Annotated in this window: 16 protein-coding genes; 8 read left to right on the forward strand and 8 right to left on the reverse strand. The window is 61.9% G+C overall.

Features of this window, described 5'->3' with window-relative positions; genetic code table 11:
- Positions 1-7 precede the first annotated feature (7 nt).
- Positions 8-1,021 carry a porphobilinogen synthase gene (gene hemB, locus ACTJK9_RS18090; RefSeq protein WP_064600301.1) on the reverse strand — a complete coding sequence of 338 codons (1,014 nt, stop codon included), beginning with the start codon at positions 1,019-1,021 and terminating at the stop codon, positions 8-10.
- 208 nt (positions 1,022-1,229) lie between these two features.
- Between hemB and ACTJK9_RS18095 the strand changes: the two genes are divergently transcribed.
- A complete protein-coding gene (locus tag ACTJK9_RS18095) occupies positions 1,230-1,886 on the forward strand; it encodes a DedA family protein (RefSeq protein ID WP_440815222.1) in 657 nt (218 codons plus the stop codon).
- Here the strand turns inward: ACTJK9_RS18095 and ACTJK9_RS18100 are convergent.
- Positions 1,867-3,102 (reverse strand): sterol desaturase family protein, encoded by a 1,236-nt coding sequence (locus ACTJK9_RS18100; protein ID WP_440815225.1) that lies wholly within the window; start codon positions 3,100-3,102, stop codon positions 1,867-1,869. The two genes, ACTJK9_RS18095 and ACTJK9_RS18100, sit on opposite strands and share 20 nt — an antisense overlap.
- A 115-nt stretch (positions 3,103-3,217) precedes the next feature.
- Here ACTJK9_RS18100 and elbB point away from each other — a divergent pair, with 115 nt between their 5' ends.
- Positions 3,218-3,886 (forward strand): isoprenoid biosynthesis glyoxalase ElbB, encoded by a 669-nt coding sequence (gene elbB, locus ACTJK9_RS18105; RefSeq protein ID WP_221398313.1) that lies wholly within the window; start codon positions 3,218-3,220, stop codon positions 3,884-3,886.
- Between the two features lie 130 nt (positions 3,887-4,016).
- On the opposite strand, the gene ACTJK9_RS18110 is transcribed toward elbB, so the two are convergent.
- Together ACTJK9_RS18110 and ACTJK9_RS18115 are read right to left on the reverse strand one after the other, a co-directional pair.
- Positions 4,017-4,472, reverse strand: coding sequence for a YaiI/YqxD family protein (locus ACTJK9_RS18110; RefSeq protein ID WP_039765442.1), 456 nt, complete (start codon positions 4,470-4,472; stop codon positions 4,017-4,019).
- A 4-nt stretch (positions 4,473-4,476) separates the two neighbouring features.
- Positions 4,477-6,372: an FTR1 family protein gene (locus tag ACTJK9_RS18115; protein ID WP_440815228.1), complete on the reverse strand. Its 1,896-nt coding sequence runs from the start codon at positions 6,370-6,372 to the stop codon at positions 4,477-4,479.
- Positions 6,373-6,523: 151 nt separating this feature from the next.
- On the opposite strand from ACTJK9_RS18115, the gene ACTJK9_RS18120 reads away from it, so the two are divergent.
- The 5 genes from ACTJK9_RS18120 (at position 6,524) to ACTJK9_RS18140 (ending at position 11,256) form a co-directional block, all read left to right on the forward strand.
- Positions 6,524-7,897 carry a COG3014 family protein gene (locus ACTJK9_RS18120; RefSeq protein ID WP_085612045.1) on the forward strand — a complete coding sequence of 458 codons (1,374 nt, stop codon included), beginning with the start codon at positions 6,524-6,526 and terminating at the stop codon, positions 7,895-7,897.
- A gap of 203 nt (positions 7,898-8,100) precedes the next feature.
- Positions 8,101-9,495 (forward strand): COG3014 family protein, encoded by a 1,395-nt coding sequence (locus tag ACTJK9_RS18125; RefSeq protein ID WP_085612046.1) that lies wholly within the window; start codon positions 8,101-8,103, stop codon positions 9,493-9,495.
- 15 nt (positions 9,496-9,510) lie between these two features.
- Entirely contained in the window at positions 9,511-9,885 is a 375-nt protein-coding gene (locus ACTJK9_RS18130) for a YcfL family protein (RefSeq protein ID WP_011336502.1), read from the forward strand.
- A 36-nt stretch (positions 9,886-9,921) separates the two neighbouring features.
- Entirely contained in the window at positions 9,922-10,509 is a 588-nt protein-coding gene (gene lpoB / locus ACTJK9_RS18135) for a penicillin-binding protein activator LpoB (protein ID WP_007951848.1), read from the forward strand.
- 3 nt (positions 10,510-10,512) lie between these two features.
- The gene (locus ACTJK9_RS18140) at positions 10,513-11,256 is read left to right on the forward strand and encodes a penicillin-binding protein activator LpoB (RefSeq protein ID WP_085612047.1); all 744 of its coding nucleotides are present in this window, start codon (positions 10,513-10,515) and stop codon (positions 11,254-11,256) included.
- 61 nt (positions 11,257-11,317) lie between these two features.
- Here the strand turns inward: ACTJK9_RS18140 and ACTJK9_RS18145 are convergent, their stop codons facing one another.
- The 3 genes from ACTJK9_RS18145 to ACTJK9_RS18155 all read right to left on the reverse strand — a co-directional run bounded on the left by ACTJK9_RS18145 (position 11,318) and on the right by ACTJK9_RS18155 (position 14,556).
- Positions 11,318-11,950, reverse strand: coding sequence for a LysE family transporter (locus ACTJK9_RS18145; protein WP_039765305.1), 633 nt, complete (start codon positions 11,948-11,950; stop codon positions 11,318-11,320).
- 114 nt (positions 11,951-12,064) lie between these two features.
- Positions 12,065-12,646, reverse strand: a complete 582-nt coding sequence (locus tag ACTJK9_RS18150) for a mechanosensitive ion channel family protein (protein WP_039765304.1) — start codon at positions 12,644-12,646, stop codon at positions 12,065-12,067.
- Positions 12,646-14,556, reverse strand: a complete 1,911-nt coding sequence (locus tag ACTJK9_RS18155) for an ATP-binding cassette domain-containing protein (RefSeq protein ID WP_085612048.1) — start codon at positions 14,554-14,556, stop codon at positions 12,646-12,648. The genes ACTJK9_RS18150 and ACTJK9_RS18155 overlap by 1 nt, the downstream gene beginning before the upstream one ends.
- Before the next feature lie 50 nt (positions 14,557-14,606).
- Between ACTJK9_RS18155 and ACTJK9_RS18160 the strand changes: the two genes are divergently transcribed.
- Positions 14,607-15,125, forward strand: a complete 519-nt coding sequence (locus ACTJK9_RS18160) for a TIGR02444 family protein (RefSeq protein ID WP_440815235.1) — start codon at positions 14,607-14,609, stop codon at positions 15,123-15,125.
- On the opposite strand, the gene ACTJK9_RS18165 is transcribed toward ACTJK9_RS18160, so the two are convergent.
- Entirely contained in the window at positions 15,049-16,254 is a 1,206-nt protein-coding gene (locus ACTJK9_RS18165) for an AlgP family protein (RefSeq protein WP_440815238.1), read from the reverse strand. The two genes, ACTJK9_RS18160 and ACTJK9_RS18165, sit on opposite strands and share 77 nt — an antisense overlap.
- Positions 16,255-16,279 lie beyond the last annotated feature (25 nt).

Consider the following 16,279-nt stretch of genomic DNA (forward strand, 5'->3'; position numbering starts at 1 on the left):
GGGAGGGCTATTTCTGCTCTCGTAACAATTGAGCGGCACGGACAGCAAAGTAAGTCAGGATGCCATCAGCGCCGGCACGTTTAAAGGCGGTCAGGGATTCGAGGATCACGCCTTCGCTCAACCAGCCATTCTGGATCGCCGCCATGTGCATGGCGTATTCGCCGCTGACCTGATAGACGAAGGTCGGCACTTTGAAGGCATCTTTTACCCGGAACAAAATGTCCAGGTACGGCATGCCGGGTTTGACCATGACCATGTCCGCGCCTTCAGACAAGTCCGCACCCACTTCGTGCAGGGCTTCGTCGCTGTTGGCCGGGTCCATCTGATAGGAGGCCTTGTTCGCCTTGCCCAGGTTCGCGGCCGAACCCACGGCGTCGCGGAACGGGCCGTAATAGGCACTGGCGTACTTGGCCGAGTAGGCCATGATCCGCACGTTGACGTGGCCAGCCAGTTCCAGCGCCTCGCGGATGGCCTGGATGCGGCCGTCCATCATGTCCGACGGGGCAACCACCTGGGCGCCCGCAGCAGCATGGGACAAGGCTTGCTTGACCAGTGCATCGACGGTGATGTCGTTCTGCACATAGCCTTCTTCATCGAGAATGCCGTCCTGACCGTGAGTGGTGAACGGGTCGAGGGCTACGTCAGTGATAACACCCAGTTCCGGGAACCGGTCACGCAGGGCGCGAGTAGCGCGCTGAGCAATACCTTCGGGATTCCAGGCTTCGGCGGCATCGAGGGATTTGAGTTCAGGCGGGGTGACCGGGAACAGCGCCAGCGCCGGAATCCCCAGCTCGACCCATGTGGCGGCTTCTTCAAGCAGCAGGTCGATGGTCAGACGCTCGACACCCGGCATCGAGGCCACGGCTTCGCGGCGGTTTTCACCGTCGAGGACGAACACCGGCAGGATCAGGTCATCGACCGTCAACACATTCTCACGCACCAGCCGCCGGGAAAAATCATCACGGCGATTGCGACGCAGGCGGGTGGCAGGGAACAGACGGTTGGCTGGGGTAAAGCTCACGGCAGACTCCTGAGCCCGCGCAAACGGGCGAGCGTGACAGTTATAGATGGCCATTATGACGGTCGTATGACAGTTATGTGCACCCCTGCGACAGGTAGTCGCTTTCCATTGTCCGTGTAGGAAATGTTCACGTCGAGACACATTTCGACACTTTCCTGAATGTGTCCGAAGGGTTAGGCTGCGCGTTCATTTCGCCAGCACCCAGACAATGCTCCAACAATTTCTGCATGACTTCGGCTACTTTGCCCTGTTTCTCGGCACGTTCTTCGAAGGCGAAACCATCCTGGTGCTCGCGGGCTTCCTCGCGTTCCGTGAATACATGGACATCAAACTGGTGGTGGTCGTGGCGTTCTTCGGCAGCTATGCCGGCGATCAGCTGTGGTACTTCCTGGGCCGCAAGCACGGGCGCAAGCTGCTGGCGCGCAAACCGCGCTGGCAGATGATGGGCGACCGCGCGCTGGAACACATCCGCAAGCACCCGGACATCTGGGTCTTGAGCTTTCGCTTCGTGTACGGACTGCGCACGGTGATGCCGGTGGCAATCGGCCTCTCGGGCTATCCGCCGGGACGTTATCTGCTGCTCAACGGTATCGGCGCCGCGATCTGGGCCACCGCCCTGGCCGCCGCTGCTTACCATTTCGGCGCCGTGCTCGAAGGCATGCTCGGCAGCATCAAGAAGTATGAGTTGTGGGTGCTGGGCGCGCTGCTGGTGCTCGGCCTGGGCCTATGGCTGCGCCGCCGGTTCAAGAATGCCCGGCTGGCGAAAAAGGTTTACGACGAAGAACAGGCCGAGCTGCTGGCCAAGGCCGAACGGCACAAAGCCGAAATGACCAACGCCGCCGATCCTAAGACGCCAGCCGAGTAAGTCGCTGGCGACAGCAATACAGCCCGATGCCGCTGAGCAGGCTGTAACTGAGCAGGCCAACCCATATCCCCGGGCTGGCCGGCCAGAGCCCGACCAGCGGCGCCAGCCACACCAGCGGCAGGTTCGATGCCAGCCGCAACACTTCCAGCTTCGCCGCCCACGGGCGATTCTCCAGGGCTACGCCCAACACGAACAAACCGAACGCCACCGCGCCCCAGCCGAGCAGCAATGCTCCGGTGGGCAGACTGTGTTCCAGATTCATCAGATAACTGCCCAGCGCCACATAGACGCCAAACTGCAACCCCACGTACCACTGCTGACGACTGTCCAGCGGCACTTCGAATTTGCGGAACTGACTCAGATCCGGCTTGTTCATCGGGTACTTCGCCGCAACGTCCGCCGGACGCCAGCCGGTGCGCATGAACCAGATCCGGATCTTGTCCCACGTACGCTCGGCCCGGCGCGCGTCATCCCATAGCTGCGCGTAGAACTGCAGGTTGGCCCACAGCGGATTCCAGCTCGCCAGCGGCGTGGTCACGCCGAAAATCACCGGCTCGTTGTCGTCCTCCTCCTGGAAGGAGCCGAACAGTCGGTCCCAAATAATGAACACCCCGCCGTAGTTGCGATCCATGTAGAGAGCGTTCTGTGCATGGTGGGCCCGATGGTTGGACGGCGTGACGAAGCACCACTCGAACCAGCCGAGCTTGGGAATGTGCCGGGTATGGACCCAGAACTGATACAGCAGATTCAGCGCCGCAACGCTGACGAACACCAGCAGCGGCACCCCGAGCACGGCCATCGGTAGGTAGAAGATCCAGCTCAGCAGGAACCCGGTGCTGGTCTGGCGCAAGGCCGTGGAAAGGTTGTAGTCCTCGCTCTGGTGATGCACCGAATGCGCCGCCCAGAGAATGTTCCGTTCATGGCCCATGCGATGCAGCCAGTAATAGCAGAAGTCATAGAAGACAAAGGCAAACACCCAGACCCAGACGCTGTCCGCAGACAACCTGACCAGCGCCAGATGCTCCAGGGCAAACGCATAGGTCACCAGGCCCACACCCTTGGTCAACAGGCCGGTGGTGGTCGACAACACCCCAGTGCTGATGCTGTTCACCGCATCGGCCAGGCGATAGTTGCTCACCCCGCGCCAGCGGTCGGCGATGAGCTCCGCCGCAATCAACACGAAGAAAAACGGTACCGCATACAGGATGAAGTTCATGACGCGCCCTGGTCGGAATCTGTAGCTCAGATCCTAGGTGTAGCCGCGGCTTGATCCTATGGCAACGAACGACAAATTAGAGGACATTTAGCGCCATGAATCTGGAGAGAAACCCATGAGCAAAAAAGTTGCAGTGATCCTGTCCGGTTGCGGCGTTTACGACGGCGCCGAGATCTACGAAAGCGTCATCACCCTGTTGCGCCTCGACCAGCGCGGCGCCCAGGTGCAGTGTTTCGCCCCGAACATCGCTCAATTGCATGTGATCAATCACCTGACCGGCGAAGAAATGCCCGAGTCGCGCAACGTGCTGGTGGAATCGGCTCGCATCGCCCGGGGCAACGTCAAGGATCTGCGTGAGGCCGATGTCGAGGACTTCGATGCGCTGATCGTGCCAGGCGGTTTCGGTGCGGCGAAGAACCTGTCGAACTTCGCCATCGAAGGCGCCGGCTGCACCGTGCAGCCGCAAGTACTGGCGCTGGCCGAAGCCTTTGCCGAAGCGGGCAAACCGGTGGGCCTGATCTGCATTTCGCCGGCGCTGGCCGCGAAAATCTATGGCCCCGGCGTGACCTGCACCATCGGCAACGACGCCGACACCGTCGCCGCCATGAACAAGATGGGCGCCACCCACGAAGACTGCGCGGTAACCGACATCATCGAAGACAAGGCGCGCAAACTGGTGACCACTCCGGCTTACATGTTGGCGCAGTCGATCAGCGAGGCAGCTTCGGGGATCAACAAGCTGGTGGATCGGGTGCTAGAGCTGACCCACGAAAACGACGCCTGATCTCTTGGTCGAATACACACCCAATGTGGGAGCGGGCTTGCTCGCGAAGACGTCAGGTCAGACAACTATTCGTTGAATGACACACCGCCTTCGCGAGCAAACCCGCTCCCACAAGGGATTTGTGTAATGTTCAGGTTTTGCGGGCGAGCCTGGTGAGGATCCGGTCCAGCGCATTGGCGAACGCCTGCTTCTCGCGGTCACCGAACGGCGCCGGGCCGCCAGTGACCTGGCCTTGCTCACGCAGGTCGGTGAACAGGTTGCGTGTCGCCAGCCGCTCACCCATGTTCTGCGCGTCGAACTCCTTGCCGCGCGGGTCCAGCGCTGCAACGCCCTTCTTCACCAGCCGGTCGGCCAGTGGAATGTCGCTGCAGATCACCAGTTCACCCGGCACCGCATGCTCCACCAGATAATCATCCGCCGCATCCGGGCCGCTCGGCACCACGATCAGCTTGACGATCGCCAGCGCCGGTTTGCTCTGCGGCTGCCCCGCCACCAGCACCACTTCGAAGCGGCGTTTGAGGGCGAACTTCACCACCAACTCCTTGGCCATCTTCGGGCAGGCGTCGGCATCGATCCATACGCGCATCATCTCAAGCCGCCATGCGGCGCTTTTCAGCCACCCAACTGCGACCGTACAGCACGATGATCGCCGCGATCGCCACGGCCTGCGCCGTCAGCGAATAGGCGTCGGCATGAATCCCCAGCCAGTCGAAATCGAAGAATGCCACCGGCCGGGTGCCAAAGATCCCGGCTTCCTGCAGCGCCTTCACGCCGTGACCGGCGAACACCACCGACAACGCGCAGAGCAGCGCCGCGTTGATGCTGAAGAACAGCGCCAGCGGCAGTTTCGCCGAACCGCGCAGGATCACCCACGCCAGACCGAACAGCAGCACCAGCGCCGTCGCACCGCCCGCCAACACCGCGTTGTGCCCGGCAGGACCGGCCTGCAGCCACAGGGTTTCGTAGAACAGGATCACTTCGAACAGCTCGCGGTACACCGAGAAGAACGCCAGGATCGCGAAACCGAAACGCCCGCCTCCGCCAACCAGACTCTGCTTGATGTAATCCTGCCAGGCTGCCGCGTGGCGACGGTCGTGCATCCACACCCCGAGCCACAACACCATGACGCTGGCAAACAGCGCCGTGGCGCCTTCCAGCAGTTCACGCTGAGAGCCGCTGACATCGATCACGTACGCCGCCAGCGCCCAGGTCCCGAGACCGGCCAGCAATGCCAGACCCCAGCCGACGTTGACGCTGCGCACCGCCGATTGCTGGCCGGTGTTGCGCAGGAACGCGAGGATCGCCGCCAGCACCAGAATCGCTTCCAGACCTTCGCGCAGCAGAATCAGCAGACCGGAGATGTAGCTCAGCGACCAGCTCAATCCATCGCTGCCCAACAGGCCGGCAGACTCCTTGAGTTTGGCCTTGGCCGCATCGAGACGCTGTTCGGCCTGCTCCACCGGCAAGCCGTCCTGCAGCGATTGCCGATAGGCCATCAGGGACTTTTCGGTGTCCTTGCGCACGTTGGCGTCGACGTTGTCCAGCGAGCTTTCGACCAGTTCGAAGCCTTCCAGATACGCCGCCACCGACAGGTCGTAAGCCTGATCGTGTTCACCGGCACGGTACGCCGCCAGGCTCTTGTCCAGGGTCGCGGCGGTGTAGTCGAGCAACTGCGCCGGGCCGCGCTTGACCTGCGGCGGCTGCGCCCGTTGCGCACGGAAGATCGCGGCGGCTTCAGCGCCCTCGGCAGCCTGCACCTCGGCCGGGGTCTGGCGGGCCAGATCGGCAATGTTGTAGGTCTTGTCGGCTTTGGCCGTGGCCGGATCGGCGCTGAACTGCGCGATATAGGTCGCCAGATCCCAGCGCTGACGGTCGTCCAGTTGATCGGCAAACGCCGGCATGTCCGTGCCTTCGACGCCCTGGCCGAGGGTGCTGTAGATCGCATACAGGCTCAGGTGATCCATCCGCGCAGCATCGCGCAGATTGGCCGGCGCCGGCGTCATACCGACACCTGCCGGGCCGTCGCCGGCACCCGCGTCGCCGTGGCACACCGAGCAGTTTTGCGCGTAGAGCGGCGCACCACGGGTCGGGTCGGGGGTGATGATCGGGGCCTGGCTGACTTCATAAGCCACCGCCAGTTTCGCCCCCAGTTGTCGGGCCTGACGGGCCACGTCCGCACCGTCCTGTTTCGCCGTGATCGCGGCGTGCAAGGCGCTGACGCCCTGTTCCAGCGCCGCTTTCTCCGGTTTGGCCGGCAGGCCGGCGATCAGCCCTTGCAGCACCTGGGTGAATTCCAGTTGCTCGCGGTATTCGCCATCGTCGATGACCTTGCCTGCCGCTACCGTCGGCGGGTAATCGGCGCTGATGTAATCCAGCAGGTGCAACGCTTGCGGCGCGCCTTCCACGGTGTCGGCCAGCAGATTGAAGCTGCTCAGGGCGCACAGCGGGAACACCAGCCAGGCCAGAAATCGGGACGCGGCAGTCATGAATGAGTCTCAAGTGGAAATGCGAAGTTACATATTGTTCACTTCGAGCGCGATTCCCTCAAGCTTTCTCTCCAATACCCGGCACATGGCCACTGCCCACCCCTATAATCCTTCACCTTTCGCCTCTCTGCTCCAGGAAGAGCTGCACTCCATGCGCCAACGCCTGCTACTCCCGGTATTAATCAGCACGATTCTGCAACTGAGCGGCTGCGCGGCTTACCGCAATTACGACCTGGAAATGCAGCAAACCAACGACCGGCTGATGCTCGGCGACTATCAGGGTGCCCTGGATGTGCTGGAGTGGCACAACCCGTGGGAAGACAAGGACCTGCTCTACTACTTCGAGAAGGGTTCGATTCTCAGCTTCGCCAACGCCCGCCCGCAGAGCCAGAAAGCCTGGCGCAGCGCAGACCGGATGGTGTTCCAGCGCGAAGAAGCCGTACCTTCCGCCCCCATGAAGCTACTCAACCGGTTTGCCTATGAAATGGGCACCCTGCTGGTCAACGACAAGCTCAGCCGCTACGAAGGCTATGACTACGAAAAAGTCATGCTGACCACACAGATGGCCCTCAACCAATTGGGCGAAAGCGATTTCGACGGCGCCCGGGCAGACATCAAGAAGACCCACGAACGTGAAGCACTGATCGCCCGCCAGCGGGAGCGCCAGTATGAAGAGCTCGAGGAACAGGCCAAAGCTCAAGGCATCGTCGTGCAATACAAGGATTTGCAGGGCTATCCCGTCACCACCCTGGACGCGCCAGCGGTTATCGAACTGAAGAACGGCTACCAGAGTGCTTTCAGCCATTACCTGGCCGGGTTCACCTATGAAGCGCTGGGTGAACGGGATCTGGCCGCACCGGGTTATCGCCAGGCAATCGAGTTGCGCCCGAATATCCCCTTCCTCGAACAGGCGTTGCGCAATCTCGACAAACCGCCGGCCAAGGATGATGAAAGCGATGTTCTGATCGTCGTCCAGAGCGGTCTGGCGCCGGCCCGCAGCTCGGTAACGGTGCCGATCCCGGTGCGGCTCAATGAAAATCTGGTCATTACTGCGCCGATCTCGTTTCCCATCCTGGTGCCGGACACCGTCACACCAGCGTTCGACCACATCCTGGTGGATGGCCGCAAACGCCCGCTGACCGTGATCAACAGCGTCACCGACATGGCGTTTCGTACGCTGCGCGATGACATGCCGGCGATCATTTCCCGGGCAATGTTCCGCGCCAACATGGCCGCCATCTCGCAGGCTCAGGAAAACGAACGCAATCCGGCCAAGGCCTCGCTGGTCGTCACCGAGCACGACCCCTTTGAGGAGGCCGACACCCGAACGTGGCGCACGCTCCCCGACAAGACATTGGTGGCGCGCATACGGCTGAAGAAAGGCGATCACCAATTCAATGCGCCCAATGCACCCGGAGCGTCATCGGTCACCCTGCGCATCGATCGCGATCACCAATTGGTCAACCTGCGAGTTCTGAGAGATGTCGCCAACGTAATCGGCAATGCCAGACTGCCGGATAAGTAATGGCACCTAACTAACCGGTGCAATTAAAAAGCTATTACATAGCCAGCATCGCCCGCTTATAATGCCGCGCCCGCGCTATCGCGTTGCGGCATTAAAGCTCCTCTTTTTATGAGGAATTGGCAGGAGGCCAGCGCCACTGCCGATCGGTCCCAGCAGCCCGACCCGCACCCGAGGCTGTCGCTACTCATGGAAGAAGTAACCCCATGGCATTCCGCGCTCCCACTCTGATTGCGCTCAGCGCTGTCACCCTGCTGTCCGGCTGTTCGGCGTTTCGCAACTACGATTCCGAACTGGCCCAGACCAACCAGCAACTGGCCACCGGCAACGTCGACGCCGCCCTGACCCTGCTGGAAAAGAACAACACCGGCCCGGACAAAGACCTGCTCTATTACTTCGAGAAAGGTGAACTGCTGCGCGCCAAGGGCGATCTGTCCGGCAGCCAGAATGCCTGGACCAGCGCCGACCAGGTGGTGGGCAAGTGGGAAGACTCGGTCAAGCTCGACACCGACAAGTACCTGGCCCAGTTCGGCAGTTTCCTGGTCAACGACAAGGTGCGCCGCTACGAAGGCTACGACTACGAAAAAGTCATGCTGACTACGCAGATGGCCCTGAACCTGCTGGCGGTCAACGACTTCGACGGCGCCCGCACCGCGATCAAGAAGACTCACGAACGTGAAGCGGTGATCGCCGACCTGCGCGACAAGGAATACCTCAAGAGCGAAGAGGAAGCCGAGAAGGAAGGCATCAAGACCGAGTACAAGGACTTGCAGGGCTACCCGGTGGCCAGCCTCGACGCGCCGGAAGTGGTCGGCCTGAAAAACAGCTACCAGAGTGCGTTCAGCCATTACCTGGCCGGTTTCGTCTATGAAGCTCTGGGCGAAAAAGACCTCGCTGCGCCGGGCTATCGCAAGGCTGCCGAACTGCGCCCGAACACGCCGCTGCTGGAGCAGGCGTTGGTCAACCTCGACAAACCGGTCAAAAGCGATGACAGCGACATCCTGATCGTGGTGCAAAGCGGTCTGGCGCCGGCCCGCGATTCGATCCGCGTGCCGTTGCCGCTGCCAATCTCCAACAACGTAGTGATTACTCCGCTGTCGTTCCCGATCATCAAGCCCGACACCTCCACCGCGACGTTCGCGCAGATCGGTGTCGATGGCCAGCAGGTCGACCTGACCGCGCTGAACAGCACCACCGCCATGTCCCGCCGCGCCCTGCGCGATGACATGCCGGGGATCATCCTGCGCACCACCGTGCGCGCGATCACCAAAGGTGTAGCGCAGAAGAAGATCAACGAAACCAACCCGCTGGCGGGCCTGGCAGTGGGTATTTCTTCAGCTGTGCTCGAAGGTGCCGATACCCGTACGTGGCGTACTCTGCCGGACATGACTCAGGTTGTACGTCTGCGCTTGAAGAAAGGTGAGCACCTGGTCACTCTGCCGAGCGCCGTCGGTGGCTCTCAGGTCAAGGTCACCGTCGATCAGCGTTATCAGGTGATCACCCTGCGCGCCGTCGGCAATCAGGTGTTCGCTGCCGGCCTCGCCGCCCACGTCACCCCGAGCGCTGGCGCTACCGCCGTGGCCAGCCTCAAACAACCTTAAGAACGGAGTCTTTGCATGCGCTTCAAACTCATCGCCGTCGCCGCCCTCGCTCTGCTGGCGAGCGGTTGCGCCACCCCGCCACCACCGGAGCCGGGCAGTGCCGCGAGCAAGGTCGTGGCCATGGGCCCGCAGAAACACATCGTGGTCGGCGCGATGCGCGTAGCCCGCGAAAACGGCTTCATGACCGTCAACGTGCAGTTGAGCAACACCCTCAACAGCAACAAGACGTTCTACTACCGCTTCGCCTGGCTCGGGCCGGAAGGTTTCCCGATCGCCGAAGAAGAAGTCTGGAAGAGCCAGATGATGTACGGCGCCCAGACCAGCTTCATCCAGGGCATCGCCCCGACGCCCAAAGCCGTGGACTTCCGTCTGGAACTCAAGACGCCTTAAGCCCGACACCCTATTCCCGATTCAGAGAGCATTCCCATGTTTGCACGCTTTTCCTTCATCGCCGTCCTCGCCCTGCTGGCCAGCGGTTGCGCCAACACTTCGCCGACCCTGGGCAGCAAGAACATCAGCTACGGCGACACCAAGGCTGTTGAAACCGTGACCAACGAGTTCGGTTCGACCGACCTGCAGATGATCGCCGAGTCGATGACCCGTTCCCTGGCCCAGTCCGGCATTCTGCAGGGTCGTCCTGTGGTGCAGGTCTACGACGTGAAGAACAAGACCAGCGAATACATCGACACCCGCGAAATCACCACCAGCATCAAGACCCAGCTGATGAAGTCCGGCACCGCCCGTTTCGCCAGCGACAACACCGCGATGCAGAGCCAGGTCGACCAGCTCAAGCTGCAAAACCAGAGCGGCCTGTACAAGAAAAGCACCGTGGCCAAGACTGGCAACATGATCGCCGCCAAATACCGTCTTGAAGGTTCGATCAGCTCGATCGTCAAGCGCAGCAGCGACTACAAGGACGTCTTCTACAAATTCAGCCTGCAACTGATCGACGTTGAAAGCGGTCTGGCCGAGTGGATGGACGAGAAAGAGATCCGCAAAACCACGGAGCGTTAATCGATGCGCACATGGATTGGCATGATGGCCCTGGCTTGCGCGTTCAGCGTGCAGGCGGCCCCGAAAGTCGCGGTGACGGATCTGGCGTATCAGGAACGTGTGGAGCAATACATCCACATCGTTTCGGCCCAGAACAATTACCGCGAGGGTTATTACAGCGCCAGTGGGTCTTCGAGCTATAACGAGCTCGAAGCCACCACCAGCTACATCGAACAGACCGAGCTGCGTAAGTTCACCGGCGACATCAAGGGTGAAATCCTGCGTACCGGCATGTTCCAGCTGGTGCAGGGCACGCCGTACACGGCGTCGTCCAAGGGTGACGTCTACGACGTGATCAAGCGGATCAAGGCCGGCAACTTCAAGGGTGCCGACTACGTGCTGTTCGGCACGGTGTCGGACATCGACTTCACCCAGGACGTAAACGAGCTGGCGAACACCGACAGCTATTCCGCCGTGCTGGGCCTGACGCTGGTGGCCGATTTCAGCCTGATCAACACCAAGACCTTCGAAATCACCTCGGCCTTCACGGCGATGGGCGAAGCGCAGGACACCAAACTGGTGAACCACCGCGACATCAAGATCTCGCTCAACCGCCCGCGGGTGGTGCGCGATGTTTCGAAGGCGCTGGGCGAAGACGTGGCCGGACAGCTGAGCATGCAGCTCGGCGGTGGCGGTTACGAGCAGCCGCGCGAACCGCAGCAGCGCAACAATCTGCCGCGTGATACGGCGCCAGTGATTCTTCACTGACCGACTGTCGGAAACGAAAAAGGCGACCTTCTCAGGTCGCCTTTTTTTGTGGCTGCACGCTTTACGCGGCCGCTTTGCGCAACGTCGCCATGAACGCCGCAGCGCCAATGAACAGCCCGGCAAACGTGCGGTTCATGCGTCGCTGCTGGGTCGGTGTACGCAACAGGCGCAACACCTTCGACGCCAGACCGGTGTAGCCGGCCATGACGATCAGGTCGACCGCGATCATGGTCACGCCGATCACCACGTACTGGATCAGCAGCGGCGCATGCGGATTGATGAACTGCGGCAGCACCGCGAGCATGAACACCAGGGCCTTGGGGTTGCTGATGTTCACCAGAAAACCACGGAACACCAGCGCCAGCGGCTTGCCGATCGGCCGGACCGCCGCGTCGTCACTCATGTCCATCGGCTGTGCGCGCCATTGCTTGATCGCGAGATAAACCAGATACGCGACACCGAACCATTTGATCGCGTGGAACGCAGTGGCCGAAGCGGTGAGGATCGCGCCGACACCGGCGCCGACGATGGCAATCTGCACAGCCAGGCCGATCTGCAGGCCCAGGGCGTTCCAGTAACCGCGCCAGAAACCGTATTGCAGACCGCTGGACATCGACGCAATGGCGCCGGCACCCGGAGAAAGACTGATCACCCAGCAGGCGGCAAAAAACGCCAGCCATGTTTGAAGCTCCATCGCACACCTCGACTCGGACTCGTGACAATCCTCAAAGCTAATGCGGATTTGGCTGGATGACTACCGATTTTTTGCAGGATGTCGCGGCCGCTGACCAATGTGGCCGGCGCCCAATCACTTTTCGAAACCGCTGGAAGGGAAGACATCCGTGCCGCGCCAGCGGCGCACCGAACGCTGGAAGAACAGGCTGTTGGGTACTTGCACCATGGCACTGCCGGTGCCGAGTTCTTCGGCCTCGATCAACGTGGTGTAGAGCAGATTGATCGCCACCACCCGGCCTTTGACGCCGGGTTTGTCGGTGGTGTCGACCAGTTCGACCACGTCGCCAAGACGGAACGGGCCGACAGTGAAGATCAGAATTGCGCAGAGCAGGTTCGACAGCACGCTCCACATGGCGAAGAACGCCACCGCCGCCACCGCGACGAAGCCCGACAGCGCGGTCCAGAGCACCGTGGCCGACACCCCGAGACGCTCCAGCACAAAGATCAGCGCACTGCCCATGATCAGCCAGCGCAGACCGCCGCGCAGCGGCATCAGCAACTGCGGCGGGAACGGATACTTCTCGCCCAGGCGAGTCAGGAATCGGGCGACGACGCGCTGGGCGAAGTAACCGGCCAGCAGGATCAGCAGAATCTGCACACCGAGCCAGATCGGCTCGGCCCACATCGCCGGCAATGGAAGTTTGAAAGCTTCCATCAAGACAGCGCCTCCAGCTCCGCCTGCATGCTTTCCAGCGTTTCCAGCGCTTGCATCCATGCTTCTTCAAGCTCGCCTTCGCGGACTTTCAACTTGGCCTGTTCGGCCAGCAGGTCACGCAGTTCGTTCTTGCGCGCCGGCTCGTAGAGGTCGCTGTCGCCGAGGCTGGCATCGACCTTCGCCAGTTTCTCGTGCAGCTTGCCGAGCTCGGCTTCGAGCTTGTCAGCCTCGCGCTTGTGCGGCGCCAGTTGCTGACGCAACGCAGCGGCAGCCTGACGCTGGGCCTTCTTGTCGGTCTTGTCCGGGTTGACCGGTGTGTTGCTGACCGGGGCGTTGCGCTGACGGTACTCGACCAGCCAACGGGCGTAGTCCTCAAGGTCGCCGTCGAACTCTTCGACCTTGCCGTCCGCGACCAGGAAGAAGTTGTCGGTGGTGCTCTTGAGCAGATGCCGATCGTGGGAAACCACCAACACCGCGCCGCTGAATTCCTGCAACGCCATGGTCAGCGCCAGGCGCATTTCCAGGTCGAGGTGGTTGGTCGGTTCGTCGAGCAGCAGCAGGTTCGGCCGTTCCCATGCGATCAGCGCCAAAGCCAGACGAGCCTTTTCGCCACCGGAGAAATTCAGCACCGGCTCGTCGATCCGTGCGCCACGGAAGTCGAAACCACCAAGGAAATCGCGCAGGGTCTGCTCGCGCTCGGTCGGCGCCAGACGCTGCAAGTGCAGCAACGGGCTGGCCTTGGAATCCAGCGAGTCGAGTTGATGCTGAGCGAAGTAACCGACCACGGTGTTCTCGCCGCGAGTCAGGCGCCCGGCCAGTGGTTCGAGTTCGCCGGCAAGGTTCTTGATCAGGGTCGACTTGCCCGCGCCGTTGGGGCCGAGCAAGCCGATCCGCGCGCCGGGGGTCAGTTGCAGCTTGACCTTCTCCAGCACGGTTTTCTCGCCGTAACCCAGGCGCGCATCGGACAGGTCGATCAGCGGGCTGGAGATCTTGGTCGACTCGCGGAACACGAAGTCGAACGGCGAATCGACGTGGGCCGCCGACAGCTCTTCCATGCGCTCCAGCGCCTTGATCCGGCTCTGGGCCTGACGGGCCTTGGTGGCCTGGGCCTTGAACCGGGCGATGTAGCTTTCCATGTGCGCACGCTGCGCCTGCTGCTTCTCGTAGGCCTGTTGCTGCTGGGCCAGACGCTCGGCACGGGCGCGTTCGAACGCGGTGTAGCCGCCACGGTAGAGCGTCAGCTTGCGCTGATCGACGTGGGCCACGTGATCGACGACTTCATCGAGGAAATCGCGGTCGTGGGAAATCAGCAGCAAGGTGCCGGGGTAACTTTTCAGCCACTCTTCGAGCCAGATGATGGCGTCGAGGTCCAAGTGGTTGGTCGGCTCGTCGAGCAGCAACAGGTCCGATGGGCACATCAAAGCCTGCGCAAGGTTCAGACGCATCCGCCAGCCACCGGAGAAATCTCCTACCTGACGATCCATCTGCTCGTTGGTGAAACCGAGGCCGGCAAGCAGCTTGCGCGCCCGCGCATCGGCGGTGTAGCCGTCGGCGCTGTCGAGTTCGGCGTGCAGGCGGGCCAGCGCGGTGCCGTCGTGGGCCTCTTCGGCTGCCGCGAGCTCGCGCTGCACTTCGCGCAGGCGCAGGTCACCGTCGAGTACATAGTCGACCGCCAGGCGCTCGAGCGTGTCGACCTCCTGGCGCATGTGGGCGATACGCCAGTCGGCCGGCAGCAGGCAGTCGCCCGAGTCCGGGTGCAACTCACCGCGGAGCAAGGCGAACAGGCTGGATTTGCCGGCGCCGTTGGCACCGATGAGGCCGGCTTTGTGGCCGGCGTGCAGGGTCAGCTCGGCGTCTTCTAGCAGACGTTGCGGGCCACGCTGTAAAGTCAGGTTCTGAAGTCGGATCATAATGGCGGCGGAGTCTACCAGCTTCCCCCGCAACTGGCGCGAGTAGCACGATGTCCTCTGACCTGTGGAGCTTTGCACTTGCCGTCTACGCCCGTCCCGGCGTCGAGGATGCCTGCCTGCGCCTGCAATCGGCGGGGGCCAACGTGTGCCTGATGCTGTGCGGTTTATGGCTGGAACAACGCGATGCCACCTGCAACGAGGTGCGAGCCCGGCAACTTCTTGAACTGACAGAGCCTTGGGACCGGGAGGTGGTGCAACCGTTGCGCACATTGCGCATGCAGTGGAAAGCGCTGGCCGAAACCGATCCGGCGCTCAAGGGGATGCGCGAGCAGATCAAGGGACTGGAACTGGAAGCGGAACGTGCTCTGCTGTCGCGACTGGAAGGCGCCGCACAAGGCTGGAAGCGGAATTCGAAGGAATCGAGTGACTGGCTGGAAGTGCTGGCCGGCCCTGCGGCCAACCTGAACCGCGACGCGCTNCGGCGACCAGCGCTTAGGAAGCGCTGGACGGGTTGCTGGCGACGCTCGACACCGGCGCCGACGATGGCGTGGTTGCGGTGGTCGAGGTAGTGGCGGCGGGTGCAGGTGCAGCGGTCGCAGCCGGAGTTGCCGGTGCGGCAGGTTTGGCAGGTTTGGCAGCAGGAGCAGCGGTCGGTTTTACTGCAGCGGGTTTCGCGGCAGCCGGCTTGGCAGCGGCAGGTTTTTTCACCGCAGGTTTTGCAGCAGGTTTCGCTGCTGGCTTGGCGGCCGGTTTAGCGGTGGTCGCTGGCTTGGCGGCGGTCGTTGCAGGCTTGGCGGTGGCAGCCGGTTTGGCGGCTGTTTTTACAGCGGGTTTGGCCGCAGCTTTCACCGCAGGCTTGGCCGCTGGTTTCACTGCCGCTTTGGCAGCAGGTTTGGCAGCAACCGGTTTGGCAGCGGTTTTCGCCGCAGGCTTGGCAGCAGCTGTTTTGGCGGCTGGTTTAGCGGCGGCTTTAACGGCTGGTTTTGCTGCCGGCTTGGCGGCTGGCTTGGCAGCAGGTTTCGCAGCGGCAGTTCTCGCTGGAGCCGCTTTCGCAGCAGCAGTTCTCGCCGCAGGTTTGGCGGCTGGTTTTGCAGCAGCCGGCTTGGCGGCAGCGGGTTTGGCCGCTGTGGTTTTGGCCGCAGGTTTAGCAGCGCTGGCGGCTGCGGGTTTCTTCGCGGCTGGTTTTGCAGCGGCTTTCACTGGCGCTTTTGCAGGGGCTTTTGCAGGAGCCTTGGCCGGTGCTTTTGCAGCAGGTTTGGCGGCTGCTTTTTTCGCAGGTACCGCTGCCGGTTTGGCCGAACGCAGGGACAACGCCTTGCCAACAGCCTCTTGAACACGACCGACACCCTGGGCCAGTTTCAGGCTTTCCTGGGCATCGCGCTTGAGTTGCAGAATGTAGCTGCGGGTGTCGGACTGACGTTCCTTCAGCGCATCGAGCAGGTCTTCGAGTTCCTTCACGGCAGCCTTGGCCTTGGTCTGCGCCTTGGCTTTACCGGCTGCTGCTGCGTCCTGCAGTTTGGTGCGGGACTTGTGCAGTTTTTCTTGCGCCTTGCCGCGTTGCTTTTCCAGTTTGGCGAGCAGTTTTTCAGCATCAGCCAAGGCTTGGGAGCAAGCGTTTTCCAGATGCTCGAGCAGGCTGCCCGAGAGTTGTTGGAGTAAATGCAACGGAGTGTTTACAGGCTTCTTGGTGGCCGACATGGTTTACCTCCTGGCTGACGTGAGT

The sequence above is a fragment of the Pseudomonas sp. 22082 genome (genome assembly GCF_052046055.1).
In the GTDB taxonomy this organism is placed as follows: domain Bacteria; phylum Pseudomonadota; class Gammaproteobacteria; order Pseudomonadales; family Pseudomonadaceae; genus Aquipseudomonas; species Aquipseudomonas pharyngis.

What these genes read in the sequence shown, in the direction of transcription:
- ACTJK9_RS18095 (WP_440815222.1), top strand. Translation starts at nt 1,230, where the DNA reads ATGCTCCAACAATTTCTGCATGACTTCGGCTACTTTGCCCTGTTTCTC.
- ACTJK9_RS18100 (WP_440815225.1), bottom strand. Translation starts at nt 3,102, where the DNA reads ATGAACTTCATCCTGTATGCGGTACCGTTTTTCTTCGTGTTGATTGCG.
- elbB (WP_221398313.1), top strand. Translation starts at nt 3,218, where the DNA reads ATGAGCAAAAAAGTTGCAGTGATCCTGTCCGGTTGCGGCGTTTACGAC.
- ACTJK9_RS18110 (WP_039765442.1), bottom strand. Translation starts at nt 4,472, where the DNA reads ATGCGCGTATGGATCGATGCCGACGCCTGCCCGAAGATGGCCAAGGAG.
- ACTJK9_RS18115 (WP_440815228.1), bottom strand. Translation starts at nt 6,372, where the DNA reads ATGACTGCCGCGTCCCGATTTCTGGCCTGGCTGGTGTTCCCGCTGTGC.
- ACTJK9_RS18120 (WP_085612045.1), top strand. Translation starts at nt 6,524, where the DNA reads ATGCGCCAACGCCTGCTACTCCCGGTATTAATCAGCACGATTCTGCAA.
- ACTJK9_RS18125 (WP_085612046.1), top strand. Translation starts at nt 8,101, where the DNA reads ATGGCATTCCGCGCTCCCACTCTGATTGCGCTCAGCGCTGTCACCCTG.
- ACTJK9_RS18130 (WP_011336502.1), top strand. Translation starts at nt 9,511, where the DNA reads ATGCGCTTCAAACTCATCGCCGTCGCCGCCCTCGCTCTGCTGGCGAGC.
- lpoB (WP_007951848.1), top strand. Translation starts at nt 9,922, where the DNA reads ATGTTTGCACGCTTTTCCTTCATCGCCGTCCTCGCCCTGCTGGCCAGC.
- ACTJK9_RS18140 (WP_085612047.1), top strand. Translation starts at nt 10,513, where the DNA reads ATGCGCACATGGATTGGCATGATGGCCCTGGCTTGCGCGTTCAGCGTG.
- ACTJK9_RS18145 (WP_039765305.1), bottom strand. Translation starts at nt 11,950, where the DNA reads ATGGAGCTTCAAACATGGCTGGCGTTTTTTGCCGCCTGCTGGGTGATC.
- ACTJK9_RS18150 (WP_039765304.1), bottom strand. Translation starts at nt 12,646, where the DNA reads ATGGAAGCTTTCAAACTTCCATTGCCGGCGATGTGGGCCGAGCCGATC.
- ACTJK9_RS18155 (WP_085612048.1), bottom strand. Translation starts at nt 14,556, where the DNA reads ATGATCCGACTTCAGAACCTGACTTTACAGCGTGGCCCGCAACGTCTG.
- ACTJK9_RS18165 (WP_440815238.1), bottom strand. Translation starts at nt 16,254, where the DNA reads ATGTCGGCCACCAAGAAGCCTGTAAACACTCCGTTGCATTTACTCCAA.